General features: G+C 53.4%; 26 protein-coding genes. 21 read left to right on the top strand and 5 right to left on the bottom strand.

Annotation, left to right across the window (positions count from 1 at the left end; genetic code table 11):
- Window positions 1–14 precede the first annotated feature (14 nt).
- From ACLJR2_RS03445 to csiR, 9 genes are all read left to right on the top strand, one after another.
- Window positions 15–992, top strand: coding sequence for a Bug family tripartite tricarboxylate transporter substrate binding protein (locus ACLJR2_RS03445; RefSeq protein ID WP_000744413.1), 978 nt, complete (start codon window positions 15–17; stop codon window positions 990–992).
- An 11-nt stretch (window positions 993–1,003) separates the two neighbouring features.
- Complete coding sequence (locus ACLJR2_RS03440) at window positions 1,004–1,438, top strand: tripartite tricarboxylate transporter TctB family protein (RefSeq protein WP_001574835.1); 435 nt, start codon at window positions 1,004–1,006, stop codon at window positions 1,436–1,438.
- Window positions 1,439–1,448: 10 nt separating this feature from the next.
- The gene (locus tag ACLJR2_RS03435) at window positions 1,449–2,963 is read left to right on the top strand and encodes a tripartite tricarboxylate transporter permease (RefSeq protein ID WP_000382034.1); all 1,515 of its coding nucleotides are present in this window, start codon (window positions 1,449–1,451) and stop codon (window positions 2,961–2,963) included.
- Window positions 2,964–3,265: 302 nt separating this feature from the next.
- Complete coding sequence (gene glaH / locus ACLJR2_RS03430) at window positions 3,266–4,243, top strand: glutarate dioxygenase GlaH (RefSeq protein WP_000993100.1); 978 nt, start codon at window positions 3,266–3,268, stop codon at window positions 4,241–4,243.
- Between the two features lie 25 nt (window positions 4,244–4,268).
- On the top strand, window positions 4,269–5,537 hold the full coding sequence (lhgO, locus tag ACLJR2_RS03425; protein ID WP_000271892.1) for an L-2-hydroxyglutarate oxidase: 1,269 nt from the start codon (window positions 4,269–4,271) through the stop codon (window positions 5,535–5,537).
- 21 nt (window positions 5,538–5,558) lie between these two features.
- Window positions 5,559–7,007 (top strand): NADP-dependent succinate-semialdehyde dehydrogenase, encoded by a 1,449-nt coding sequence (gabD, locus tag ACLJR2_RS03420; RefSeq protein WP_001176532.1) that lies wholly within the window; start codon window positions 5,559–5,561, stop codon window positions 7,005–7,007.
- A gap of 14 nt (window positions 7,008–7,021) precedes the next feature.
- Window positions 7,022–8,305 carry a 4-aminobutyrate--2-oxoglutarate transaminase gene (gene gabT, locus ACLJR2_RS03415; protein ID WP_001095556.1) on the top strand — a complete coding sequence of 428 codons (1,284 nt, stop codon included), beginning with the start codon at window positions 7,022–7,024 and terminating at the stop codon, window positions 8,303–8,305.
- Window positions 8,306–8,434: 129 nt separating this feature from the next.
- The gene (gabP, locus tag ACLJR2_RS03410; protein ID WP_000531282.1) at window positions 8,435–9,835 is read left to right on the top strand and encodes a GABA permease; all 1,401 of its coding nucleotides are present in this window, start codon (window positions 8,435–8,437) and stop codon (window positions 9,833–9,835) included.
- Between the two features lie 41 nt (window positions 9,836–9,876).
- Complete coding sequence (csiR, locus tag ACLJR2_RS03405; protein ID WP_000126152.1) at window positions 9,877–10,554, top strand: DNA-binding transcriptional regulator CsiR; 678 nt, start codon at window positions 9,877–9,879, stop codon at window positions 10,552–10,554.
- A 21-nt stretch (window positions 10,555–10,575) separates the two neighbouring features.
- Here the strand turns inward: csiR and lysM are convergent, their stop codons facing one another.
- Window positions 10,576–11,025, bottom strand: coding sequence for a peptidoglycan-binding protein LysM (gene lysM, locus ACLJR2_RS03400; RefSeq protein ID WP_000522406.1), 450 nt, complete (start codon window positions 11,023–11,025; stop codon window positions 10,576–10,578).
- A gap of 99 nt (window positions 11,026–11,124) precedes the next feature.
- Window positions 11,125–11,283 carry a YqaE/Pmp3 family membrane protein gene (locus ACLJR2_RS03395; protein WP_000508175.1) on the bottom strand — a complete coding sequence of 53 codons (159 nt, stop codon included), beginning with the start codon at window positions 11,281–11,283 and terminating at the stop codon, window positions 11,125–11,127.
- A gap of 182 nt (window positions 11,284–11,465) precedes the next feature.
- Between ACLJR2_RS03395 and ACLJR2_RS03390 the strand changes: the two genes are divergently transcribed.
- The 3 genes from ACLJR2_RS03390 (at window position 11,466) to ACLJR2_RS03380 (ending at window position 12,560) form a co-directional block, all read left to right on the top strand.
- Complete coding sequence (locus ACLJR2_RS03390) at window positions 11,466–11,765, top strand: ArsR/SmtB family transcription factor (protein WP_000137433.1); 300 nt, start codon at window positions 11,466–11,468, stop codon at window positions 11,763–11,765.
- 9 nt (window positions 11,766–11,774) lie between these two features.
- A complete protein-coding gene (locus ACLJR2_RS03385) occupies window positions 11,775–12,302 on the top strand; it encodes a rhodanese family protein (RefSeq protein ID WP_000022011.1) in 528 nt (175 codons plus the stop codon).
- 78 nt (window positions 12,303–12,380) lie between these two features.
- Entirely contained in the window at window positions 12,381–12,560 is a 180-nt protein-coding gene (locus tag ACLJR2_RS03380) for a hypothetical protein (protein ID WP_000494936.1), read from the top strand.
- 89 nt (window positions 12,561–12,649) lie between these two features.
- On the opposite strand, the gene stpA is transcribed toward ACLJR2_RS03380, so the two are convergent.
- The gene (gene stpA / locus ACLJR2_RS03375) at window positions 12,650–13,051 is read right to left on the bottom strand and encodes a DNA-binding protein StpA (RefSeq protein WP_001051100.1); all 402 of its coding nucleotides are present in this window, start codon (window positions 13,049–13,051) and stop codon (window positions 12,650–12,652) included.
- A gap of 900 nt (window positions 13,052–13,951) precedes the next feature.
- Here stpA and alaE point away from each other — a divergent pair.
- A complete protein-coding gene (gene alaE / locus ACLJR2_RS03370) occupies window positions 13,952–14,401 on the top strand; it encodes an L-alanine exporter AlaE (RefSeq protein ID WP_000492669.1) in 450 nt (149 codons plus the stop codon).
- 34 nt (window positions 14,402–14,435) lie between these two features.
- Here alaE and ACLJR2_RS03365 read toward each other — a convergent pair whose 3' ends face one another.
- On the bottom strand, window positions 14,436–14,786 hold the full coding sequence (locus ACLJR2_RS03365) for a DUF2002 family protein (RefSeq protein WP_000281304.1): 351 nt from the start codon (window positions 14,784–14,786) through the stop codon (window positions 14,436–14,438).
- A gap of 161 nt (window positions 14,787–14,947) precedes the next feature.
- Between ACLJR2_RS03365 and ACLJR2_RS03360 the strand changes: the two genes are divergently transcribed.
- Window positions 14,948–15,274, top strand: a complete 327-nt coding sequence (locus ACLJR2_RS03360; protein WP_001519557.1) for a DUF883 domain-containing protein — start codon at window positions 14,948–14,950, stop codon at window positions 15,272–15,274.
- Window positions 15,275–15,357: 83 nt separating this feature from the next.
- Here the strand turns inward: ACLJR2_RS03360 and ACLJR2_RS03355 are convergent, their stop codons facing one another.
- Entirely contained in the window at window positions 15,358–16,692 is a 1,335-nt protein-coding gene (locus ACLJR2_RS03355; RefSeq protein ID WP_001535008.1) for a PLP-dependent aminotransferase family protein, read from the bottom strand.
- An 88-nt stretch (window positions 16,693–16,780) separates the two neighbouring features.
- On the opposite strand from ACLJR2_RS03355, the gene ACLJR2_RS03350 reads away from it, so the two are divergent.
- From ACLJR2_RS03350 to proW, 7 genes are all read left to right on the top strand, one after another.
- Entirely contained in the window at window positions 16,781–17,212 is a 432-nt protein-coding gene (locus ACLJR2_RS03350) for a carboxymuconolactone decarboxylase family protein (protein ID WP_000209809.1), read from the top strand.
- Between the two features lie 271 nt (window positions 17,213–17,483).
- Window positions 17,484–17,729, top strand: coding sequence for a glutaredoxin-like protein NrdH (nrdH, locus tag ACLJR2_RS03345; protein ID WP_000028871.1), 246 nt, complete (start codon window positions 17,484–17,486; stop codon window positions 17,727–17,729).
- Window positions 17,726–18,136 (top strand): class Ib ribonucleoside-diphosphate reductase assembly flavoprotein NrdI, encoded by a 411-nt coding sequence (gene nrdI / locus ACLJR2_RS03340; RefSeq protein ID WP_001275401.1) that lies wholly within the window; start codon window positions 17,726–17,728, stop codon window positions 18,134–18,136. The genes nrdH and nrdI overlap by 4 nt, the downstream gene beginning before the upstream one ends.
- Window positions 18,109–20,253 (top strand): class 1b ribonucleoside-diphosphate reductase subunit alpha, encoded by a 2,145-nt coding sequence (nrdE, locus tag ACLJR2_RS03335; RefSeq protein ID WP_000246622.1) that lies wholly within the window; start codon window positions 18,109–18,111, stop codon window positions 20,251–20,253. The genes nrdI and nrdE overlap by 28 nt, the downstream gene beginning before the upstream one ends.
- A 10-nt stretch (window positions 20,254–20,263) precedes the next feature.
- The gene (nrdF, locus tag ACLJR2_RS03330) at window positions 20,264–21,223 is read left to right on the top strand and encodes a class 1b ribonucleoside-diphosphate reductase subunit beta (protein WP_000777901.1); all 960 of its coding nucleotides are present in this window, start codon (window positions 20,264–20,266) and stop codon (window positions 21,221–21,223) included.
- Window positions 21,224–21,577: 354 nt separating this feature from the next.
- Window positions 21,578–22,780 (top strand): glycine betaine/L-proline ABC transporter ATP-binding protein ProV, encoded by a 1,203-nt coding sequence (gene proV, locus ACLJR2_RS03325; RefSeq protein ID WP_000985529.1) that lies wholly within the window; start codon window positions 21,578–21,580, stop codon window positions 22,778–22,780.
- Window positions 22,773–23,837, top strand: coding sequence for a glycine betaine/L-proline ABC transporter permease ProW (gene proW / locus ACLJR2_RS03320; protein ID WP_000775021.1), 1,065 nt, complete (start codon window positions 22,773–22,775; stop codon window positions 23,835–23,837). The genes proV and proW overlap by 8 nt, the downstream gene beginning before the upstream one ends.
- Window positions 23,838–23,901 lie beyond the last annotated feature (64 nt).

Below are 23,901 nucleotides of genomic sequence, written 5' to 3'. Positions count from 1 at the left end.
CGTGAGGATAAAAAATGAAAAAACAATTACTTCGTACCCTTACTGCAAGCATTTTATTAATGAGTACCTCTGTTCTGGCGCAGGAGGCGCCGTCGCGAACGGAATGTATCGCGCCAGCCAAACCTGGCGGCGGTTTCGACCTCACCTGTAAGCTGATTCAGGTGAGTTTGCTGGAGACTGGCGCTATCGAGAAACCCATGCGGGTAACGTATATGCCCGGAGGCGTCGGCGCTGTGGCCTATAACGCGATAGTCGCCCAACGCCCTGGCGAACCTGGGACTGTGGTCGCCTTTTCCGGCGGTTCGCTGCTCAACCTGTCGCAGGGGAAATTTGGTCGCTACGGCGTGGATGATGTGCGCTGGCTGGCAAGCGTGGGCACTGATTACGGCATGATCGCCGTGCGTGCGGATTCCCCGTGGAAAACGCTGAAAGATCTGATGACGGCGATGGAAAAAGATCCCAACAGCGTGGTCATTGGCGCTGGCGCCTCTATTGGCAGCCAGGACTGGATGAAGTCGGCATTGCTGGCGCAAAAGGCGAACGTCGACCCGCACAAGATGCGCTACGTTGCCTTTGAAGGCGGCGGCGAGCCGGTGACGGCATTAATGGGCAACCATGTTCAGGTTGTCTCCGGCGATCTCAGTGAAATGGTGCCTTATCTGGGCGGCGACAAAATCCGCGTGCTGGCCGTCTTTTCAGAAAATCGTCTGCCGGGCCAGCTTGCCAATATCCCTACCGCTAAAGAACAGGGCTACGACCTGGTGTGGCCGATTATTCGCGGCTTCTACGTCGGGCCCAAAGTCAGCGATGCCGATTACCAGTGGTGGGTGGACACCTTCAAGAAGCTCCAGCAAACCGACGAGTTTAAAAAGCAGCGCGATCTGCGCGGCCTGTTTGAGTTCGACATGACCGGCCAGCAGCTCGATGACTACGTGAAAAAACAGGTTACTGATTACCGTGAACAGGCGAAAGCCTTCGGACTCGCGAAATAATCGCGGAGGCAATGATGAGCGATCGTATCTTTGCGGGTATCTGGCTGTTGCTCTGTATCGCCGGGCTATTCATCGCCTGGCAGATCCAAAGCGAATACAGCTATGAACCCGTCGGCCCCCGCCCTTTTCCGCTGGGGATTATCGGCCTGATGGCGCTCTGCGCGCTGGCGCTGTTATTGCGCCATCCCGACACGGTGAGCTGGCCGCGCCGCCATGTTCTGCAAAAGCTAATTACCATGATCATCATCCTGTTGATGTATGCCTGGGGATTCGAATGGCTGGGTTTTCCCATCGCCACCGCGCTTCTCACCATGGTTATCGGGATGCTGTTCGGCGCCACGATTCCGGCGGCGGGTATCTCCGGCGCGGTATTAGGCATTCTGCTGTGGTATGCCTTTGACCGGCTGCTTGATGTCACCTTACCTCTCGGCGCCTGGCTGAGTTAACGGAGCAACGATGGATACCTGGATATATCTTTCTCAGGGCTTTGCGGTGGCAATGACGCCGGAAAACCTGGTTATCGCGTTGATTGGCTGCTTCGTGGGCACGATCGTCGGTCTGCTGCCGGGCCTGGGACCGATCAACGGCGTGGCAATCTTACTGCCGCTGGCCTTTGCGTTGCATCTGCCTGCGGAGTCGGCGCTAATTCTGCTGGCGACGGTGTACATTGGCTGTGAGTATGGCGGCAGGATCTCCTCCATATTGCTCAACGTCCCCGGCGATGCGGCGGCGATCATGACGGCGCTGGACGGTTACCCGATGGCGCAGCAAGGAAAAGGCGGCGTAGCGCTGTCGATTTCCGCAGTCAGCTCATTTTTCGGTTCATTAATCGCTATCGGCGGCATCATTCTGTTCGCCCCTTTACTGGCGCAATGGTCGCTGGCCTTCGGTCCGGCGGAATATTTCGCCTTAATGGTTTTTGCCATCGCCTGTCTTGGCAGCATGATGGCGCAAAATCCGCTTAAATCATTTCTGGCAGCGCTGATCGGTCTTGGCCTTGCGACCGTCGGCGTCGACGCCAACACCGGGGTTTATCGCTTTACCTTTGACAGCGTTCATCTTTCCGACGGCGTACAGTTTATCGTCGTGGTGATCGGCCTGTTCTCGGTATCAGAAATACTTTTAATGCTGGAACATACCAGCAGCGGGCAAACAATGGTCCGCAAAACGGGTCGAATGTTGTTCAACCTGAAAGAAGGCGCGCAGTGTATCGGCACCACCCTGCGTTCTTCGGTAATCGGCTTTTTTGTCGGCGTATTGCCCGGCGCCGGGGCGACCATCGCCAGCGCCATTACCTATATGACCGAGAAAAAACTCAGCGGCAACAGCGATAGCTTCGGCAAAGGGGATATTCGCGGCGTCGCGGCGCCGGAGGCGGCAAACAACGCCTCTGCCTGCGGCTCCTTCATCCCGATGCTGACGCTGGGCGTTCCCGGTTCCGGCACTACGGCAGTGATGATGGGGGCGCTGACGCTGTACAACATCACGCCAGGCCCGGCAATGTTCACCGAACAGCCGGATATCGTCTGGGGACTCATCGCTGCGCTGCTGATTGCGAACGTGATGCTGCTGATCATGAATATCCCGTTGATCGGTCTGTTCACCCGTATGCTCACCATTCCGCTGTGGTTCCTGGTACCCGCCATCGCTGCCGTATCGGCGGTAGGGGTGTATGCGGTACACAGCACCACCTTCGATCTGGTGCTGATGGTCGCGCTCGGCGTGTTAGGGTACATTTTACGTAAAATGCACTTCCCCATGTCGCCGCTGATCCTGGGATTCGTACTGGGGGAAATGCTGGAGCAGAACCTGCGCCGCGCACTCTCTATCAGTAACGGCAATATGGCGATTTTGTGGCAAAGCGGCGTTGCCAAAGCCCTGCTGATCATGGCGATCATGGTCATTGTCGTACCGCCAGTGTTACGTCTGATCCGTAAACACAGCCGTAAACCGCAGGTTGACGCCGGTTAATTGACTGCTGAAATACGTTGTACTTGTCCGGCCTACGCGCTCATGTGCCAGGCCGGGCAACCCCGCCAGCATCACTCTCCCCATAACTCGCTCATTTTACCCCCCTTCTTGCCGTTGTCAGGCTCGTGGCACCGTTAACCTCACCTTTCGCATTGTTAAATATTTGTTGTTTTTGATCACAATAATTAAACAAAAGCGGTTATTTCATACGCGTTCCTGAAAAATGTCGATATTTTTAATTTATGGCTACGAAATGAGCATCGCCATGTCTCCCTGACCATCTACCGAGAGGAATGATTCTGATGAATGCACTGACTGCCGTAAAAGCGAACACAGATGATTTAGCCCAACGCCATACTGGTTTCACCCTTGCCCCTTCGGCGCAGTCGCCGCGCCTGCTGGCGTTAACGTTTACGGCGGATACCACAAGACAATTTCTCCATCAGGTTGCGCAGTGGCCGGTGCAGGCGCTGGAATACAAATCTTTCTTACGTTTTAAAATCGGCAAGATCCTCGACGATCTGTGCGGCAATCAGCTACAACCGCTGTTGATCAAAACGCTCCTCAACCGTGCACAAGGCGCGCTGTTGATCAGCGCCGAAGGGATCGATGATGTCGCACAGGCAGAAGAGATGGTCAAACTGGCGACGGCGGTGGCGCATCTTATTGGTCGCTCCAACTACGATGCGATGAGCGGCCAGTATTACGCGCGTTTCGTGGTCAAAAACGTCGACAACTCCGACAGTTATCTGCGCCAGCCCCACCGCGTAATGGAACTGCACAATGACGGCACCTATGTTGAGGAGGTGACCGACTACGTGCTGATGATGAAAATCGACGAACAAAATATGGAAGGCGGTAATTCGCTGCTGCTGCACCTTGATGACTGGGAACATCTGGAGTCGTTTTTTACCCATCCGCTGGCGCGTCGCGTCATGCGCTGGGCGGCGCCGCCAAGCAAAAATGTTAGTCATGACGTCTGGCACCCGGTGTTTGATGTCGACCAACAAGGCCGCCCGGTCATGCGTTATATCGACCAGTTCGTCCAGCCAAAAGACTTTGAAGAAGGCGTCTGGCTCAGCGAGCTTTCAGACGCGCTGGAAACCAGTCAAAACATCCTCTCCGTGCCGGTACCGGTCGGCAAATTCCTGCTGATTAACAATCTATTCTGGCTACATGGACGCGATCGTTTTACGCCGCATCCTGACTTGCGTCGCGAGCTGATGCGCCAGCGCGGTTACTTCGCCTACGCCGCCAGCCATTATCAAACTCACCAATAAGCGCCACGGCGAAGGAATTACGCGGATGTATGATTTTGTGATTATCGGCGGCGGCATTATCGGCATGTCGACCGCCATGCAACTTATTGATCTCTATCCGGATGCGCGCATCGCGTTGCTGGAAAAAGAGTCCGCGCCAGCCTGCCACCAGACCGGGCATAACAGCGGCGTGATCCATGCCGGGGTGTACTACACGCCCGGCAGCCTCAAAGCGCGGTTTTGTCTGGCGGGCAATCAGGCGACCAAAACCTTTTGCGATCAAAACAACATCCGCTACGACACCTGCGGCAAAATGTTGGTCGCCACCTCGGAGCTGGAAATGGCGCGGATGCGCGCGCTATGGGAGCGGACGGCGGCCAACGGCTTAGAGCGCGAGTGGTTAAGCGCGGCGGAGCTGCGTGAACGCGAACCCAATATCATTGGCCTGGGCGGGATTTTTGTCCCTTCCAGCGGGATTGTCAGCTATCGCGATGTCGCGACGGCCATGGCGAACCGCTTTCAGGCCAAAGGCGGCGAGATCATCTACCATGCCGAGGTCAGCGCGCTGACAGAACATGCCGCTGGCATTGTTATTCGCACCTCGCAAGGTCGGGAAATAGAAACCGCTACGCTTATCGGCTGTGCAGGACTGATGGCGGATCGGCTGGTCAAAATGCTGGGCGTGGAGCCCGGTTTTATTATCTGCCCTTTCCGCGGCGAGTACTTTCGTCTGGCCCCGCGACACAACCGGATCGTTAACCATTTGATCTACCCGATCCCCGATCCGGCAATGCCGTTTCTCGGCGTCCATCTTACCCGCATGATCGACGGCAGTGTCACGGTCGGGCCGAATGCGGTGCTGGCGCTTAAACGCGAAGGCTACCGTAAGCGCGACGTTTCCTTCACCGACACCCTGGAGATTTTCCGCTCCGCCGGCATTCGCCGCGTACTGCAAAACCATCTGCTTTCCGGGCTGGGCGAGATGAAAAACTCGCTGTGCAAAAGCGGCTATTTGCGGCGAGTACAAAAGTATTGCCCCAGCCTGACCGTCAACGATCTCCAGCCCTGGCCGGCAGGCGTGCGGGCGCAGGCGGTTTCACCGGACGGCAAACTGATTGATGATTTTCTGTTTGTCACGACGCCGCGTTCCATTCACACCTGTAACGCCCCCTCCCCGGCGGCGACATCAGCGATACCTATCGGCGCGCATATCGTCAGCAAAGTTCAGGCGCTACGCGAAAGCCAGAGCAACCCCGGACGTACGCTGCGTGCGGCACGCAGCGTGGACGCACTACACGCCGCATTTACCCGTTAACCCTTCAGACAGGAAGCAATTATGCAACTTAACGACTCTACCCTGTTCCGCCAGCAGGCCTTTATCGATGGCGACTGGCGCGACGCGCGCGGCGGCGATGTCATCCCCGTGAGCAACCCCGCCAACGGGAAACCGCTTGGCAATGTGCCCAAAATGGGGGCGGAAGAGACGCGCGACGCCATCAACGCCGCCAATCGCGCCCTGCCCGCCTGGCGCGCGCTCACCGCCAAAGAGCGAGCCAATATCCTGCGTCGCTGGTTCAATCTGATGATGGAACATCAGGACGATTTGGCGCGTCTGATGACGCTGGAACAGGGTAAACCGCTGGCGGAAGCGAAAGGCGAAATTAGCTACGCCGCCTCGTTTATTGAATGGTTCGCCGAAGAGGGGAAACGTATCTATGGCGACACGATTCCAGGTCATCAGGCCGATAAACGGCTGCTGGTGATTAAGCAGCCCATCGGCGTCACCGCCGCGATTACCCCGTGGAACTTTCCCTCGGCAATGATCACCCGTAAAGCCGGCCCCGCGCTGGCCGCAGGCTGCACAATGGTACTCAAACCCGCCAGCCAGACGCCGTTTTCCGCGCTGGCGCTGGCGGAACTGGCCCGGCGCGCCGGAATTCCCGCAGGCGTATTTAACGTCGTTACCGGTTCGGCAGGCGATATCGGCGGCGAGCTGACCAGCAACCCGCTGGTACGCAAACTGTCGTTTACCGGCTCGACGGAGATTGGCCGCCAGCTAATGGAACAATGCGCCAAAGACATTAAAAAAGTGTCGCTGGAGTTGGGCGGCAATGCGCCGTTTATCGTCTTTGACGATGCCGATCTGGATAAAGCCGTTGAGGGCGCGCTGGCTTCGAAGTTTCGCAACGCCGGGCAGACCTGTGTCTGCGCCAATAGATTGTATGTTCAGGACGGCGTTTACGATCGTTTTGCGGAAAAACTCAACCAGGCGGTAAATAAGCTCGCGGTCGGTGACGGCCTGCAAGCCGACGTCGCTATCGGGCCGCTGATTGATGAAAAAGCCGTGGCGAAAGTCCAGGAACATATCGCCGACGCGCTGGAAAAAGGCGCCCGCGTCATTACGGGCGGTGAAGCGCACAAATTGGGCGGCAACTTCTTTCAACCGACCATTCTGGCGGATGTTCCTGATAACGCGAAAGTCGCCAAAGAAGAGACATTCGGGCCGCTCGCGCCTCTGTTCCGCTTCAGCGACGAGGCGGACGTCATCAGGCAGGCTAACGATACTGAATTCGGCCTGGCAGCCTATTTTTATGCACGCGATTTAAGCCGCGTTTTCCGCGTCGGCGAAGCGCTGGAATACGGCATCGTCGGTATTAATACCGGCATTATCTCCAACGAAGTCGCGCCTTTCGGCGGCATTAAGGCCTCCGGATTAGGCCGTGAAGGTTCCAAATACGGCATCGAAGATTATTTAGAAATCAAATATATGTGCATCGGCCTTTAACAGGAGAGTCGCTAATGAATACCAATAACGCTTTAATGCAGCGCCGTCATAACGCCGTTCCTCGCGGCGTGGGCCAGATTCACCCAATTTTCGCCGAGCGGGCGGAAAATTGTCGGGTCTGGGATGTCGAAGGCCGTGAGTATCTCGATTTCGCGGGCGGCATTGCCGTCCTGAACACCGGTCATTTACATCCGGGCATTGTTTCAGCGGTCGAAGCGCAGTTGAAGAAACTGTCCCATACCTGTTTTCAGGTGCTGGCCTATGAACCGTATCTGGCGTTGTGCGAACGCATGAACCAGAAGGTACCGGGCGATTTCGCCAAAAAAACGTTGCTGGTCACGACCGGTTCAGAAGCGGTTGAAAACGCCGTGAAAATCGCCCGCGCGGCAACAAAACGCAGCGGCGCTATCGCGTTTAGCGGCGCTTACCACGGTCGTACCCACTACACGCTCTCTCTGACCGGGAAAGTACACCCGTACTCTGCTGGTATGGGATTGATGCCAGGCCATGTCTACCGCGCGCTTTATCCTTGCCCGCTACACAACATCAGCGACGACGACGCGATCGCCAGCATTGAACGCATCTTTAAAAATGATGCCGCGCCGGAAGATATCGCCGCCATTATTATTGAGCCGGTACAGGGCGAAGGCGGATTTTACGCCGCCTCTCCCGCGTTTATGCAGCGACTGCGCGCGCTATGCGACCAACACGGCATTATGTTGATTGCCGACGAAGTGCAAAGCGGCGCGGGCCGGACCGGTACGCTGTTCGCCATGGAACAGATGGGCGTTGCGGCAGATATTACCACGTTTGCGAAATCGATCGCCGGCGGCTTTCCGCTGGCAGGCGTTACCGGCCGGGCAGACGTGATGGACGCTATCGCGCCGGGCGGGCTGGGCGGCACCTATGCCGGAAACCCGATTGCCTGCGCCGCCGCGCTGGCGGTACTGGACATTTTCGAGCAGGAAAATCTACTGCAAAAGGCGAATACGCTTGGCAAAACGCTGCGCGATGGCCTGATGGAGATAGCGGAAACGCACCGTGAGATTGGTGACGTGCGCGGACTGGGCGCCATGATCGCCATTGAGTTGTTCGAAAATGGCGACCCCGGCAAACCGAACGCGGCTCTGACCGCCGACATTGTGACCCGCGCCCGCGAGAAAGGGTTAATTCTGCTCTCCTGCGGTCCTTACTACAACATCTTGCGCATCCTCGTTCCACTCACTATTGAGGCCTCGCAGATTCGGCAAGGCCTGGAGATTATCGCCCAGTGCTTTGATGAGGCGAAACAAGCGTAATGTCCAATAAGCAGCGTCGGGTGGCGACGTAACTGTCTTATCCGGCCTACAAAAACCGTTTCGATTGTAGGCCGAATAAGCCAGGCGCCATCCGGTAAACGAGCGCAATAACAATAAAGAGGTTTTAGGATGGGGCAATTGTCAGAATCACATGCATTAGGGGGCGGGCTGAAATCACGCCACGTCACCATGTTATCGATCGCCGGCGTCATCGGCGCCAGCCTGTTTGTCGGTTCCAGCGTGGCGATTGCGGAGGCCGGCCCTGCGGTACTGCTGGCCTATCTGTTCGCAGGACTTTTAGTCGTCATGATTATGCGAATGCTGGCTGAAATGGCCGTCGCCACACCGGATACCGGTTCTTTTTCCACCTATGCGGATAAAGCGATCGGCCCCTGGGCCGGGTATACCATCGGCTGGTTATACTGGTGGTTTTGGGTGCTGGTTATTCCGCTGGAGGCCAATATTGCCGCCATTATTCTGAATTCATGGATACCGGGTATTCCGGTATGGCTATTTTCATTAGTGATTACGCTTGCCTTAACCGGAAGCAATTTATTGAGCGTCAAAAATTACGGCGAGTTCGAATTCTGGCTGGCGCTATGTAAAGTAATTGCCATTCTGGCGTTTATCGCGCTGGGCGCGACAGCGATTAGCGGTTTTTATCCGTATGCTGAGGTAAGCGGTATCTCCCGGCTATGGGATCACGGTGGTTTTATGCCTAACGGCTTCGGCGCGGTGTTAAGCGCCATGTTGATCACCATGTTCTCTTTTATGGGCGCGGAAATCGTCACTATTGCTGCCGCGGAATCCGATACGCCGGATAAACATATCGTACGCGCCACCAATTCTGTTATCTGGCGAATTTCCATCTTTTACTTGTGTTCCATTTTTGTGGTGGTGGCGCTGATCCCGTGGAATATGCCGGGTCTGAAAAGCGTAGGTTCGTACCGCTCGGTACTGGAGCTGCTTCATATTCCGCACGCAAAATTCATTATGGACTGCGTGATTTTGTTGTCGGTGACCAGTTGTCTGAACTCCGCATTATATACCGCCTCCCGGATGCTCTATTCCCTTAGCCGCCGCGGCGATGCGCCTGCGATAATGGGAAAAACTAACCGTAGCAAAACGCCCTGGGTAGCGGTTCTCCTCTCTACCGGCGCGGCCTTTTTAACCGTTATCGTCAATTATTATGCCCCGGCAAAAGTGTTTAAATTTCTTATCGACAGTTCCGGCGCCATCGCGCTGCTGGTCTATCTGGTGATTGCGATTTCGCAATTGCGGATGCGTAAAATTCTGCTGGCGCAGGGCGGAGAAATTAAGCTGAAAATGTGGCTTTATCCGTGGCTCACCTGGCTGGTTATCGGCTTTATCTGCTTTGTCCTGGTGGTGATGCTGTTTCGACCGGCACAGCAACTAGAAGTCATTTCGACCGGGCTGTTAGGGCTGGGCATAATAGGTACTGTCCCCATTATGTCTCGCTGGAAAAAACTGATAAGGTGGCAAAAAGCCCCCCTGCAAAACCTACGTTAGTTATTCCCGGCGTCAGCCGGGAAGCTTCTCAGGAGTAAAAGATGACCGCCCTTTCCCAACCGACGGCCATAGATGGCTATCGCTGGCTTAAAAATGACATTATTCGCGGCACTTATCAGCCGGATGAGAAACTGCGGATGAGTTTATTAACCGCCCGCTATGCGCTTGGCGTAGGGCCGCTGCGCGAGGCGCTGTCACAACTGGTGGCGGAACGGCTGGTCACCGTGGTGAATCAAAAAGGCTATCGCGTGGCATCCATGTCAGAGGCGGAACTCCTCGATATTTTTGACGCGCGCGCCAATATGGAAGCGATGCTGGTACGCCTGGCGATTGAACGCGGCGATGATGCGTGGGAGGCGGAGATCCTGGCGCGAGCGCATATGCTCAGTAAACTGGAAGCCAGCGATGCCAGTGAACATATGCTCGATGAATGGGATCAGCGCCACCAGGCGTTCCATTCCGCCATTGTCGCCGGGTGCGGCTCCCACTATCTGCTACAGATGCGCGAACGCTTATTTGACCTGGCGGCCCGCTACCGCTTTATTTGGTTACGTGAAACCGTTCTGTCCGTCGAGATGCTGGAAGATAAACATATCCAGCATCACACGCTAACCGAAGCGATACTGGCGCGCGAGGCGGCACGCGCCAGCGAATTAATGCGTCAGCATTTGCTGACGCCGATTCCCATTATTCGCCAGGCGATGGCAGGGAAAATGTAGCCTGGCGCGGCCTGATAGCCATTATTCTTCAGGAATACGCAACACTTGTCCCGGATATATTTTTTCCGGGCTTTTCAGCATCGGTTTATTTGCCTCGAAGATTTTATTATACAGATTGGCGTTACCATACACTTGCTTTGAAATAGCGCTCAGGGTGTCGCCTGATTTTACGGTATAAAACTGACTTTCAGCCGCTGGCGTCGTGGTTTTAACCTGATCGTCAACGCTGCTAATCCCGGCGATATTCCCCACGGCAACCAGAATTTTTTCTTTTGCCTCCTGACTCAGCCCATCCCCCGTCACTGTCGCTTTTCCATCCGCAATTTGCACATTCACTTTATCAGCGTCGGGTATTCCCGTTTTATTTAAATGTTCCTGGACTTTTTTCGCCTGATCGTCCTTATCATGATTAGCGGTTACCGCGTCCCAGAGTTTTTCACCTGCATCTTTTACAAAATTGAAAAGTCCCATATTCACCTCGCTTGTCAAAAATACACACAAAGAAAAGTGTAGCAGAGGGAATGAGGTTATCCTGATAAGCGGCGCTTATGCGCCGCCGGTGGCCGGTAATTAATGACGCATCTGAACCCAAAATGCGTGGATAAGCCCCGGAATATATCCGAGTAATGTCAGCAGGATATTAAGGATAAATGCCCAACCGAACCCTTTTCCTAAAAGTACGCCGAGCGGAGGCAAAATAATCGTAAATACAATTCTCCAGAAACCCATATACACTCCATACAAGCAAAATTAGTCATTGTTTAAAAAGAGATTTTATCTCTAAGCATAGTCAGTTTACCTGAGCCTGCCAGTCGCGCGCCGCGCTTTTACCCTCCTTTACGCTTTTTACGCTGGCATCAGGTTGATGTTTATTTTAGAATTAACTAAATTTAGAAAATACTTAAATAACTATGACAGAGCTTGAACAACTTCAGGCCAGCGCAGAACAGGCGGCGGCCCTGCTCAAAGCGATGAGCCACCCAAAAAGATTACTGATTTTATGTATGCTTTGCGGTTCGCCAAAAACCAGCGCAGGCGAACTGGCGCGCATTACCGGGCTAAGCCCCTCCGCGACGTCGCAGCATCTGGCGCGGATGCGGGAAGAAGGGCTGATTGATAGTCAACGCGATGCCCAGCGCATTCACTATTTCATTAAAAATGAGGCGGTTAATACGCTTATCGCCACGTTAAAGAATCTCTATTGTCCATAAGGAGGCACGATGTCCATTGGGATAGTTTCCCCCCGTGAGGCGCAAGCGCTGATAGCGCAAGGCGCGAAACTGATTGATGTACGCGACGCCGACGAATATCTGCGCGAGCATATTCCACATGCGCAACTGGCGCCGCTTTCCCGGCTTGAACAGGGCGATTTGCCCGCCAATCTGCGAGCGGAACAGATTATTTTTCACTGTCAGTCAGGTAAACGAACCAGCAGCAATGCAGCAAAACTACAGGCCATTGCCGCCCCAGCTCAGGTCAGTCTACTGGAAGGCGGTATCGACGGATGGAAAGCGGCAGGATTGCCCGTCACAGAAGACAAATCGCAACCGTTGCCGCTGATGCGTCAGGTGCAAATCGCCGCCGGCGGGTTGACGTTGCTTGGGGTGATTCTGGGCTATACGGTCCACGGCGGCTTTTTCCTCATTAGCGGTTTTGTCGGGGCCGGGTTAATGCTGGCAGGCATGACCGGCTTCTGCGGAATGGCGCGACTACTGGAAAAAATGCCCTGGAATACCCGTACTCATTAAGCGGTACCTTCACCACGCGTCGGTAAGTGTGTAGTAGACTGAAGGCGGGTTTATAGCATTGTTCAACAGGAGGGCGTGATGTTCACACCAGGCGATTTTGTACAGCCCCGAATGGGGGGGCCGAAACTGAAAGTGATTGAAGTCAACGAGGATCATATTGTCGCGGTACAGGTCGGTAATGAGCAGGGCGAAAAATTGATCCTCAAAGCGGCAGATGTCACCCCCTATTGCGAAGAGGGCGATTTTGGCGTGTGCTGATTTATCAGAATGAGCATGGCGCAACGTTCCCTGAGTCCCGATTAATAGAGACAGGAAACGAAGCGCCATCAGTTAAAGGTTATCCGTGATTAGATTAAGAAATCATCCAGAGATTTCCCCGCCGCCAGCGCCTGGGCAATCGGTTTAGGCGTACGACCTTGTCCGGTCCAGGTTTTTTCTTCGCCATTGAAATCAGTAAAACGATATTTTGCCGGACGCGGCTGGCGCTTTTTAGCAGAACGCGGCATTGCTGAATCCATGGCAAATAACTCTTCCGGGTTAATACCGTCTGCTTTCATCAGCTCCAGAAAGGCATTAATTTTCTCCTGCTTCTCGGCAAGCTGGCGTTGCTGCAATTCTTCTTCTTCGCGTCTTTCTTTAGTGACAACCCTGAATTTTTCGAGCATTTCTTCAAGAACGTCAATGGAGAATTCGCGAGCCATAGCGCGCAGCGTGCGGATATTATTTAAGTTCTGTAACATCAAATTCATATCAATAAAAACCTTTTAACGCAGAAAACAAAAACTATTACAGGCGGTATTGTATGCGATTATTGATTATATTTCCAGATCCTAAAGTTCATACAGATATACTCAGTATAACTCGATTAATTATATTAATCTGTTAACCAGAAGGTTATATTCATTACCCCCTGTGTGTTTCAGGTTATTCTGCCTACGGTATATCTGTAGGTTTCCCGTTCGGCTGTTTATACCCTTCATTCTTCAAGTTGCTTATGTGTTGGCTACGGATTACCCGGCCCATCCATAGGCCTCGCCCTGACGGGTCGTCGCACGCGACGTTCAAATCTGCTCCCCGCAGATTTGTCGCTCCCCCCCCAGTCACATCGTTATCTATGCTCCTGGGGATTCACTCCCTTGCCGCCTTTAAACAACTCGAAATCCATAGCGTATATAGCGTATTGCGTATCTCAGTAACCGCGGTGGCCCTCACGGTGGCTGACCTTATACAGAAGTGAATATTTCAGCACAATAATAGATTAACCATTCAAAAATCATCATCAGAGCTTTATGCTAAAAATGCCCCTGCAATAGCTATAATTATGCTGAGAAAAGTAGAGCGCGTGCCGTTAGCCGAGAATACATCGCATCTGACAACATTTGGAATGTGGCTGAAAATCGCCAGAAAAACAATGCATTATAATGCATTGATTTAAAAGTAATTAATGACTAACAACAACGAAAATCTCGCCGCGAGCAAAAAACAAACAAACACAGAGTATTTTATCGACAAAAAGCCTATAAATAAAAATATTACACTAGTTGATAGTTATTATATAGGGATATACTCTATGCAAAGACAAAAGTGCTTTATGATTTCACTACCAACCATCACCTCATTCTGATTGATACGCCACAAGGAGCATTAACATGTTCTCTCCACAGTCACGCTTGCGTCATGCCGTAGCAGACACGTTTGCGATGGTTGTTTACTGTTCTGTTGTGAACATGTTGATCGAGATATTCCTCTCCGGAATGAGCTTTGAGCAGTCGCTTTCTTCCAGGCTGGTGGCGATACCTGTCAACATTTTGATTGCATGGCCATACGGCGTTTACCGCGATCTGATTATGCGCGTCGCGCGTAAGGCAAGCCCGGCGGGATGGGCCAAAAACCTGGCGGATGTATTGGCTTATGTCACCTTTCAGTCACCCGTTTATATTATCATCTTGCTGACCGTCGGTGCCGGCTGGCATCAGATAGTGGCCGCCGTGAGTTCAAACATTGTTGTTTCAATGTTAATGGGCGCGGTTTATGGCTACTTCCTGGATTATTGTCGTCGCCTGTTTAAAGTGAGCAGCTATCATCAGGCTAAGGCATAAGTTAACGTCGCGACTGGCTTTGCCAGTCGCGCTTTTAGTCGCTTTTTTCGTCGCCAAAAAGCCCATTCAGATAACGTTCTAACGCTATTCGGGAGCTAAAGCCGTGGGGAATACCGTAATGTTCGTGGGTCTCGCCGCCTAAATAGAGCGGAAAATTTTGGTAGTGATCGCAGGTTTTAATATCCGAAGCCGGGTCAGCCAGTGATGAGCTACGGTCTTTTAATCTGGGGTGAATGATCAGCGCGGTACGCCCCATACGCGCCTCGCGGTTAACATAAACATAATTCTCGCCGCGTCGATAACCATACGTCTTATTCGTCACCACATCGACGGTAAACCCTGCCTTTTCCAGTACCCGCGCCACCTCGTCAGGTCGTAAATACATATTTTATCCTCATTCTCTTTTACTGCGGGCTTACCTTACCCGATAGCGCGTTATCAACGCTTTCAGAAAAGTCCAGAAACGCATGATATCGCCGTAACAAGCCTCAGCAGGTAAAAATATGAACTACACTGAAAGCTACATCGAAATCAATGGAGGATCATATGCTTAACAAACCGAACCGAAACGACGTCGATGATGGTGTTCAGGATATTCAGAATGATGTCAATCGATTAGCCGACAGTCTGGAAGATGTCCTTAAATCCTGGGGAAGCGATGCGAAAGACGAAGCCGAGGCTGCGCGACGTAAAGCACAGGCGTTGCTGAAAGAGACCCGAGCGCGGATGCAGGGTCGTACTCGCGTAAAACAAGCCGCCTGTGATGCGATGGGGTGCGCGGATACGTTTGTGCGTGAAAAACCCTGGTGTAGCGTAGGAACCGCCGCAGCGGTAGGGATTTTTATCGGGGCGCTGCTTAGCCTGCGTCGCTAACGACGTGCGCTGCCGGATGGCGACATACTTTATTGGGCCTGCATCATTGCCGCAGGCCCAGGTCGCGCCATTCGGCGAAACGGTTACCGTATCGCCTGCCGAAGCTGCCATGCGACCTGTTTCGCCATGGCGGCGGAAGTAATATTGGTAAACGACAGTAAAATGCCCCCCTTTCCTGACGAAACCACTCGCCAACGGCTTAGCGCCTGTACCGCCAGTCCGGCCTGATTCGCTTTCGCTACCTGCGCTTTATCATCGCCTTCAACCTCAATAACCAGTTGAATACCGCCTTTCTGTAATGTCACGACAAATCCCTGTTCTGCCAGCGCCTCTTCAATCCATAACCGTCGCTGAGCATAATGTTGACGCATCTTTTTCAGATGCCGCCAGAAATGGCCATCACGGATAAAATCAGCCAGCGTGTGCTGCCATAACAACGGTACGCTACAGGGCATCAGCGACACCTGCTGGCGGAAAGGCTCAATCTGCTTTATCGGCACCACCAGCCAGGCGGTACGTAATGCCGGAAAGAGCGACTTACTGAACGTTCCGGCGTAAATCACTCGCTGCGGGGCATCCAGACTCTTGAGCGGCGGAAGCGGTTTACCGTGATAACGAAATTCGCTGTCGTAGTCATCTTCAATAATCCAGGCCTGCACATTCGCCGCCCATGCCAGAAGTTGCCGTCGGCGAGTTAACGACAGCGCCACCCCCAACGGACTTTGATGGGCGGGCGTCACCAATGCAAAGCGTCCCTGCGGGCAATCCCGCATCCCCGCCGCGACATTCAGCCCATCGGCATCGACCGGAATCGGCGCCAGCGTAATCCCCTCCTGCGTTATCACCGGGCGAATTAACGGAAAGCCGGGATCTTCCACCCACATGCTGTCTCCCGGCACAGACAATGTACGCAGGATTAGCCGCATAGAATCCGCATAACCGGAGGTAATAAATACCTGTTCCGGCAGACATTCAATGCTACGCGAAACCCGCAGGTAATCGACTATCGCCTGGCGCAAAATCGCCTCGCCGCAGACGTCGCCTAATGCCAGATCGAAGCGTGTCTGCGTGCGCAACCGACGCCCCATTACTCGCGCCCACTTCTCGCGTGGAAAGAGATCCAGCGCCGGTAACCCCATCTGAAAGGGTTTCGGCTCCGGACTTTCTCCGGCAAAAACAGCGGGTATCGGCGGCGCCGTCTCAAACCGTAGAGCGTTGCTCACAAACGTGCCTGCCTGGCCACGTCGCTCCAGCCAGCCCTGCGCCACCAGCTCGCCATAGGCATTTTCCACCGTGGCGCGAGAAACGCCCAGTTCCTGCGCCCACGTCCGACTGGAAGGCAAACGCGTTCCGGGCGCGAGTTCTCCTTGCTCAATGGCCGTTTTTAACTGACGAGCGATGTGCTGATAGCGCGGCATATGGTCTGCTTTTTCTGTAAAAATATGGCTCTCTTTTACAGACCATTATAGTGCTACAGTGCTCGTCATCAACACGAGGAGAAACATGATGACGACGTTACGCCAACCCTATTATGAACTGAGCCCGGAGGTTTATAGCGCTCTGGTGCAGGCGAAAAACGCGCTGGAAAAGAGCACGCTTGACCTCACTCTAATGGAGCTGATTTACCTGCGTGTTTCGCAAATAAATGGCTGTGCATTTTGCCTGGAGATGCACAGTAAAGCGCTGCGTAAGGCTGGCGTAAATCAAGCTAAATTAGATGCGCTGGCAGGATGGCGGGTAAGCCACCATTTCAGCGAGCAAGAGTGCGCGGCGTTAGCCTGGGCGGAATCGGTGACGTACATTGCTGAAACCCACGCCGAAGATAATGTTTACCTGCCGCTGCTCGATCATTTCAGCGCGCGTGAAATCAGCGATCTGACCTTCGCCATCGGTTTAATGAACTGCTTTAACCGTCTGGCGATCGGTATGCGAATGTGACGCATTGTTGCCGGATGGCGCTGATGTCAGCCAACTCTGTTATGCGTCAACCTGCAGGCCGGATCGGGCGTTCACGCCGACATCCGGCAAAAATTAGCCATGCCGCCCCTACCCCGCTGCGTTCATCAGCGACGTTAAAATCAATCGAAAATTCCCATATCTTGTATGGTTGAATCTTAATTCAACTACATCTAGTATTCCCTGTATCAATACACGACAATCCGACGCGTTTCATCGCGCCGTTTTCTCATTTTAAATGGAAATACGAATCATGAGCATTACTATTTACACTCGCAATAACTGTGTTCAGTGCCACGCCACAAAGCGGGCGATGGAAAGCCGTGGATTTGAATTTGAGATGGTGAACGTCGATCTGGTGCCGGATGCAGCGGATACGCTCCGGGCGCAAGGGTTTCGTCAATTACCGGTGGTGATGGCGGGCGATTTGAGCTGGTCTGGCTTCCGCCCGGACATGATTAACCGTCTGCACCCGACACCCCACGCGGTAAACGCATGAGCGCGCTCGTCTACTTCTCCAGCAGCTCTGAAAATACGCACCGTTTTATGCAGCGTCTGGGGCTGCCTGCCACGCGTATTCCGCTCAATGAACGGGAGCGAATTCAGGTAGACGAACCGTACATTCTGGTTGTGCCGTCATACGGCGGCGGCGGGATGGCCGGTGCGGTGCCGCGACAGGTGATCCGCTTTTTAAATGATGAACACAACCGGGCGCGCATTCGCGGCGTCATTGCCTCCGGTAATCGCAATTTCGGCGATGCCTGGGGATGCGCTGGCGATGTGATAGCACAAAAATGCGGCGTACCCTGGCTGTACCGCTTTGAGCTCATGGGCACACAACGCGACATCGATAACGTCCGAAAAGGAGTAAATGAATTTTGGCAACAACTACCCCGGAGCGCGTAATGCAGGAAACCATGGATTACCACGCCCTGAACGCGATGCTGAATCTTTATGATAAAGCAGGCCATATTCAGTTCGACAAGGACCAGCAGGCGATCGACGCCTTCTTTGCCGCCCACGTCCGCCCGCATTCCGTGACGTTTGCCAGCCAGCATGAACGTCTGGAGACGCTGGTTCGGGAAGGGTATTACGATGACGCCGTCCTCGCGCGTTACGACCGCGCCTTCGTCCTCCGCCTGTTCGAGCACGCCCACGCCAGCGGCTTTCGCTTCCAGACGTTTCTTGGCGCCTGGAAGTTCTATACCAGTTACACGCTGAAAACCTTCGACGGCAAACGTTATCTGGAACACTTTGAAGATCGGGTGACAATGGTGGCGTTGACGCTGGCGCAGGGTGACGAAACGCTGGCCACCCAACTGACCGATGAAATGCTTTCTGGTCGCTTTCAGCCCGCCACCCCGACTTTTTTAAATTGCGGCAAACAGCAGCGTGGGGAACTGGTCTCCTGCTTCCTGCTCCGTATCGAAGACAATATGGAGTCGATCGGGCGGGCGGTGAATTCGGCGCTACAACTCTCCAAACGCGGCGGCGGCGTCGCGTTTTTACTCTCCAATCTGCGCGAGGCGGGCGCGCCGATCAAACGCATTGAGAATCAGTCTTCCGGCGTGATCCCGGTGATGAAAATGCTGGAAGACGCGTTTTCGTATGCCAACCAGCTTGGCGCGCGCCAGGGGGCCGGCGCGGTTTATCTCCATGCGCACCACCCGGATATTCTGCGTTTTCTGGATACCAAACGGGAAAACGCTGACGAAAAAATCCGGATCAAAACGCTCTCTCTCGGCGTGGTGATCCCGGACATCACCTTCCGGCTGGCGAAAGAAAACGCGCAAATGGCGCTCTTTTCGCCCTATGACGTACAACGACGCTACGGCAAACCGTTTGGCGATATCGCCATTAGCGAACGGTACGATGAATTAATTGCCGATCCGCACGTGCGTAAAACCTATATTAACGCCCGCGACTTTTTTCAAACACTGGCGGAAATTCAGTTCGAATCCGGGTATCCCTACATCATGTTTGAAGATACGGTAAACCGCGCGAATCCCATTGCTGGGCGCATTAATATGAGTAATCTGTGCTCGGAAATTTTACAGGTCAATAGCGCCTCCCGTTACGACGATAACCTTGACTATACCCACATCGGGCATGACATCTCCTGCAATCTCGGCTCGCTGAATATCGCTCACGTCATGGATTCACCGGACATTGGTCGTACCGTAGAAACCGCTATTCGCGGCCTGACGGCGGTGTCGGACATGAGCCATATACGCAGCGTGCCCTCAATAGCCGCCGGTAATGCCGCCTCTCATGCCATCGGTCTGGGCCAGATGAATCTGCATGGCTATCTGGCGAGAGAAGGCATTGCCTACGGTTCGCCGGAGGCGTTGGATTTCACCAATCTCTATTTTTACACCATTACCTGGCATGCCGTGCATACTTCAATGCGGCTAGCCCGCGAACGCGGCAAAACCTTCGCCGGATTTGCGCAGTCGCGCTATGCCAGCGGCGACTATTTTACGCAGTATTTACAGGACGACTGGCAACCGAAAACAGCGAAAGTCAGGGCGCTATTTGCCCGCAGCGGCATTACGCTGCCCACACGAGAAATGTGGCTAAAGCTGCGCGACGATGTGATGCGCTATGGCATCTATAACCAAAATTTGCAGGCGGTGCCGCCGACCGGTTCGATTTCTTACATTAATCATGCAACCTCCAGCATTCATCCGATTGTGGCCAAAATTGAGATTCGCAAAGAGGGCAAAACCGGGCGTGTGTATTACCCCGCGCCGTTTATGACCAATGAAAATCTGGACATGTATCAGGATGCTTACGATATCGGTCCGGAAAAAATTATTGATACCTATGCCGAGGCCACGCGCCACGTCGATCAAGGGCTGTCGCTCACCCTGTTTTTCCCCGATACCGCCACGACCCGCGATATCAACAAGGCGCAGATCTATGCCTGGCGAAAAGGTATTAAGTCACTGTATTACATCCGGCTTCGCCAGTTGGCGCTGGAAGGTACTGAAATTGAAGGCTGCGTATCCTGCGCGCTATAAGGAAAGCCATATGAAATTATCTCGTATTAGCGCCATCAACTGGAACAAGATCCAGGACGACAAAGATCTGGAGGTGTGGAACCGGCTGACCAGTAACTTCTGGCTGCCGGAAAAAGTGCCGTTGTCGAATGATATTCCGGCCTGGCAGACGCTGAGCGCCGCCGAACAGCAGCTCACCATTCGCGTGTTTACGGGTCTTACGCTGCTCGACACTATCCAGAACATCGCAGGCGCGCCGTCGTTAATGGCAGATGCCATCACGCCGCATGAAGAGGCAGTGCTGTCGAACATCAGCTTTATGGAAGCGGTACACGCCCGCTCTTACAGTTCTATTTTTTCCACGCTGTGCCAGACGAAAGAGGTTGATGCCGCCTACGCCTGGAGCGAAGAAAACCCGCCGCTTCAGCGTAAGGCGCAGATTATTTTGGCTCATTACGTCAGCGATGAACCGCTAAAGAAAAAAATTGCCAGCGTCTTTTTAGAGTCTTTTCTGTTCTATTCCGGCTTCTGGCTGCCAATGTATTTCTCCAGCCGCGGTAAGCTCACGAACACTGCCGACCTGATTCGTTTAATCATTCGCGATGAAGCGGTTCACGGTTATTATATTGGCTATAAGTATCAGATAGCGCTACAAAAACTATCGGCAATCGAGCGTGAAGAGTTAAAGCTTTTCGCGCTCGATTTGTTGATGGAACTGTACGACAACGAAATCTGCTACACAGAAGCGTTATATGCGGAAACCGGCTGGGTTAACGACGTCAAAGCCTTCTTGTGCTACAACGCCAATAAAGCCTTAATGAACCTGGGTTATGAGGCGTTATTTCCGCCGGAGATGGCAGACGTGAATCCCGCAATCCTTGCCGCGCTCTCGCCGAATGCCGACGAAAACCATGATTTCTTTTCCGGCTCAGGTTCATCTTATGTGATGGGGAAAACAGTCGAAACCGAAGACGAAGACTGGAACTTTTAACCTTACGGGCATGGGAAATAACGTTACATTTTCCATGCCTTTATTTCAAGCAATACCGGGTTAAATCGCGCAAATATTACAACATGTCCTACACTCAATACGAGTGACATTATTCACCTGGATTCTTCCAATTCAGGTGGATTTTTGCTGGTTGTCTCAAAAAATATCTCTCCCTCCCCATTCGCGTTCAGCCCTTATATCATGGGAAATCACAGCCGATAGCACCTCGCAATATTCATGCCAGAAGCAAATTCAGGGTTGTCTCAGATTCTGAGTATGTTAGGGTAGAAAAAGGTAACTATTTCTATCAGGTAACATATCGACATAAGTAAATAACAGGAATCATTCTATTGCATGGCAATTAAATTAGAAGTGAAGAATCTGTATAAAATATTTGGAGAGCATCCGCAGCGTGCCTTCAAATATATTGAAAAGGGACTATCGAAAGAGCAAATACTGGAAAAAACGGGGCTATCGCTTGGCGTTAAAGACGCCAGTCTGGCCATTGAAGAAGGCGAGATATTTGTCATCATGGGATTATCCGGCTCGGGTAAATCCACAATGGTACGCCTTCTCAATCGCCTGATTGAACCCACCCGCGGACAGGTACTGATTGACGGCGTTGATATTGCCAAAATATCAGACGCTGAGCTTCGCGAGGTGCGCAGGAAAAAGATTGCGATGGTCTTCCAGTCATTTGCGCTCATGCCGCATATGACCGTGCTGGATAATACGGCATTCGGTATGGAATTAGCGGGCATCGCGGCGCAAGAGCGTCGCGAAAAAGCGCTGGACGCCTTGCGTCAGGTGGGGCTTGAGAATTACGCTCACGCCTATCCGGATGAACTTTCCGGTGGGATGCGTCAGCGTGTTGGACTTGCCCGCGCGCTGGCAATCAACCCTGATATCTTATTAATGGATGAAGCGTTTTCCGCCCTCGATCCATTAATTCGTACCGAAATGCAGGATGAGCTGGTGAAATTACAGGCGAAACATCAGCGCACCATTGTCTTTATTTCCCACGATCTTGATGAGGCTATGCGTATTGGCGACAGGATTGCCATTATGCAAAATGGCGAGGTCGTACAGGTTGGTACGCCGGATGAGATCCTGAATAATCCGGCAAATGATTATGTCCGCACGTTCTTCCGTGGCGTGGATATTAGTCAGGTCTTTAGCGCCAAAGATATTGCCCGTCGCAGTCCGGTCGGCTTAATTCGTAAAACGCCAGGTTTTGGTCCCCGTTCGGCACTGAAATTATTACAGGATGAAGACCGTGAATATGGTTACGTCATTGAGCGTGGCAATAAATTCGTGGGCGTCGTGTCCATCGACTCATTAAAAGCGGCATTAAGCCAGGCGCAAGGGATTGAAGCGGCGCTTATCGACGACCCTTTAGTCGTTGACGCGCAAACCCCACTCAGCGAGTTGCTCTCTCACGTCGGCCAGGCGCCCTGCGCGGTGCCGGTTGTCGATGAAGAACACCAGTATGTTGGCATTATTTCAAAACGTATGTTGCTACAGGCTTTAGATCGCGAGGGGGGTAACAATGGCTGATCAAACGAATCCGTGGGATACCGCACAGGTGGCCGATACTACGACGCAAACGGCTGATGCCTGGGGAACACCGGCAGGCGTAGCCACGGACGGCGGCAGTACCGACTGGTTGAACAGCGCGCCCGCGCCAGCCCCTGAACACTTTTCTCTTCTGGACCCGTTCCATAAGACGCTGATCCCGCTGGATAGCTGGGTCACAGAGGGAATCGACTGGGTCGTCACCCATTTCCGTCCCCTTTTTCAGGGGATTCGTGTGCCGGTGGATTACATCCTTAACGGCTTTCAGCAACTGCTGCTGGGAATGCCCGCCCCTGTGGCGATTATTCTCTTTGCGCTGATTGCCTGGCAGGTTTCCGGCGTGGGCATGGGGATCGCAACGCTGATATCGCTGATCGCCATCGGCGCGATCGGCGCCTGGTCGCAGGCGATGATTACCCTGGCGCTGGTATTGACCGCCCTGTTGTTCTGCGTCGTGATCGGATTACCGATGGGAATCTGGCTGGCGCGCAGCCCGCGCGCGGCCAAAATAGTTCGTCCGCTGCTGGATGCGATGCAGACCACGCCCGCGTTTGTCTATCTGGTGCCGATTGTCATGTTATTCGGCATCGGTAACGTGCCGGGCGTGGTGGTGACGATTATTTTTGCTCTACCGCCGATTATACGCCTGACGATCCTGGGCATTAACCAGGTGCCTGCCGACTTAATTGAAGCGTCGCGCTCGTTCGGCGCCAGCCCGCGCCAAATGTTGTTCAAAGTGCAACTACCGCTGGCGATGCCCACCATTATGGCAGGCGTTAATCAGACGCTGATGCTGGCTCTCTCGATGGTCGTCATCGCCTCGATGATTGCGGTCGGCGGGCTTGGCCAGATGGTATTACGCGGCATTGGTCGTCTTGATATGGGGCTGGCAACCGTCGGCGGCGTCGGCATTGTGATTCTCGCCATCATTCTGGACCGTCTGACGCAGGCCGTCGGGCGCGACTCGCGTAGCCGCGGTAACCGTCGCTGGTATACCACCGGTCCTGTTGGGCTAATCACCCGCCCTTTCGTTAAGTAACTCTCCTGACGCCCGGTGACATTGCGCTTACCGGGCTTACAACTCCCTACCATAATTAAAGGAA

Origin of the sequence: Salmonella sp. SAL03688, assembly GCF_046551895.1 — a bacterium.
In the GTDB taxonomy this organism is placed as follows: Bacteria; Pseudomonadota; Gammaproteobacteria; order Enterobacterales; family Enterobacteriaceae; genus Salmonella; species Salmonella enterica.
This window is presented reverse-complemented; position numbering and strand designations above follow the sequence as displayed.

Excerpts from the sequence above, each read along its gene's own strand:
- lhgO (WP_000271892.1), top strand. The coding sequence starts at position 4,269 with ATGTATGATTTTGTGATTATCGGCGGCGGCATTATCGGCATGTCGACC.
- gabD (WP_001176532.1), top strand. The coding sequence starts at position 5,559 with ATGCAACTTAACGACTCTACCCTGTTCCGCCAGCAGGCCTTTATCGAT.
- ACLJR2_RS03365 (WP_000281304.1), bottom strand. The coding sequence starts at position 14,786 with ATGTATTTACGACCTGACGAGGTGGCGCGGGTACTGGAAAAGGCAGGG.
- ACLJR2_RS03380 (WP_000494936.1), top strand. The coding sequence starts at position 12,381 with ATGTTCACACCAGGCGATTTTGTACAGCCCCGAATGGGGGGGCCGAAA.
- alaE (WP_000492669.1), top strand. The coding sequence starts at position 13,952 with ATGTTCTCTCCACAGTCACGCTTGCGTCATGCCGTAGCAGACACGTTT.
- ACLJR2_RS03355 (WP_001535008.1), bottom strand. The coding sequence starts at position 16,692 with ATGCCGCGCTATCAGCACATCGCTCGTCAGTTAAAAACGGCCATTGAG.
- csiR (WP_000126152.1), top strand. The coding sequence starts at position 9,877 with ATGACCGCCCTTTCCCAACCGACGGCCATAGATGGCTATCGCTGGCTT.
- nrdF (WP_000777901.1), top strand. The coding sequence starts at position 20,264 with ATGAAATTATCTCGTATTAGCGCCATCAACTGGAACAAGATCCAGGAC.
- ACLJR2_RS03440 (WP_001574835.1), top strand. The coding sequence starts at position 1,004 with ATGATGAGCGATCGTATCTTTGCGGGTATCTGGCTGTTGCTCTGTATC.
- ACLJR2_RS03435 (WP_000382034.1), top strand. The coding sequence starts at position 1,449 with ATGGATACCTGGATATATCTTTCTCAGGGCTTTGCGGTGGCAATGACG.
- proV (WP_000985529.1), top strand. The coding sequence starts at position 21,578 with ATGGCAATTAAATTAGAAGTGAAGAATCTGTATAAAATATTTGGAGAG.
- ACLJR2_RS03395 (WP_000508175.1), bottom strand. The coding sequence starts at position 11,283 with ATGGGTTTCTGGAGAATTGTATTTACGATTATTTTGCCTCCGCTCGGC.
- ACLJR2_RS03385 (WP_000022011.1), top strand. The coding sequence starts at position 11,775 with ATGTCCATTGGGATAGTTTCCCCCCGTGAGGCGCAAGCGCTGATAGCG.
- nrdI (WP_001275401.1), top strand. The coding sequence starts at position 17,726 with ATGAGCGCGCTCGTCTACTTCTCCAGCAGCTCTGAAAATACGCACCGT.
- nrdH (WP_000028871.1), top strand. The coding sequence starts at position 17,484 with ATGAGCATTACTATTTACACTCGCAATAACTGTGTTCAGTGCCACGCC.
- ACLJR2_RS03390 (WP_000137433.1), top strand. The coding sequence starts at position 11,466 with ATGACAGAGCTTGAACAACTTCAGGCCAGCGCAGAACAGGCGGCGGCC.
- stpA (WP_001051100.1), bottom strand. The coding sequence starts at position 13,051 with ATGAATTTGATGTTACAGAACTTAAATAATATCCGCACGCTGCGCGCT.
- gabT (WP_001095556.1), top strand. The coding sequence starts at position 7,022 with ATGAATACCAATAACGCTTTAATGCAGCGCCGTCATAACGCCGTTCCT.
- glaH (WP_000993100.1), top strand. The coding sequence starts at position 3,266 with ATGAATGCACTGACTGCCGTAAAAGCGAACACAGATGATTTAGCCCAA.
- ACLJR2_RS03350 (WP_000209809.1), top strand. The coding sequence starts at position 16,781 with ATGACGACGTTACGCCAACCCTATTATGAACTGAGCCCGGAGGTTTAT.
- proW (WP_000775021.1), top strand. The coding sequence starts at position 22,773 with ATGGCTGATCAAACGAATCCGTGGGATACCGCACAGGTGGCCGATACT.
- lysM (WP_000522406.1), bottom strand. The coding sequence starts at position 11,025 with ATGGGACTTTTCAATTTTGTAAAAGATGCAGGTGAAAAACTCTGGGAC.
- ACLJR2_RS03360 (WP_001519557.1), top strand. The coding sequence starts at position 14,948 with ATGCTTAACAAACCGAACCGAAACGACGTCGATGATGGTGTTCAGGAT.
- ACLJR2_RS03445 (WP_000744413.1), top strand. The coding sequence starts at position 15 with ATGAAAAAACAATTACTTCGTACCCTTACTGCAAGCATTTTATTAATG.
- gabP (WP_000531282.1), top strand. The coding sequence starts at position 8,435 with ATGGGGCAATTGTCAGAATCACATGCATTAGGGGGCGGGCTGAAATCA.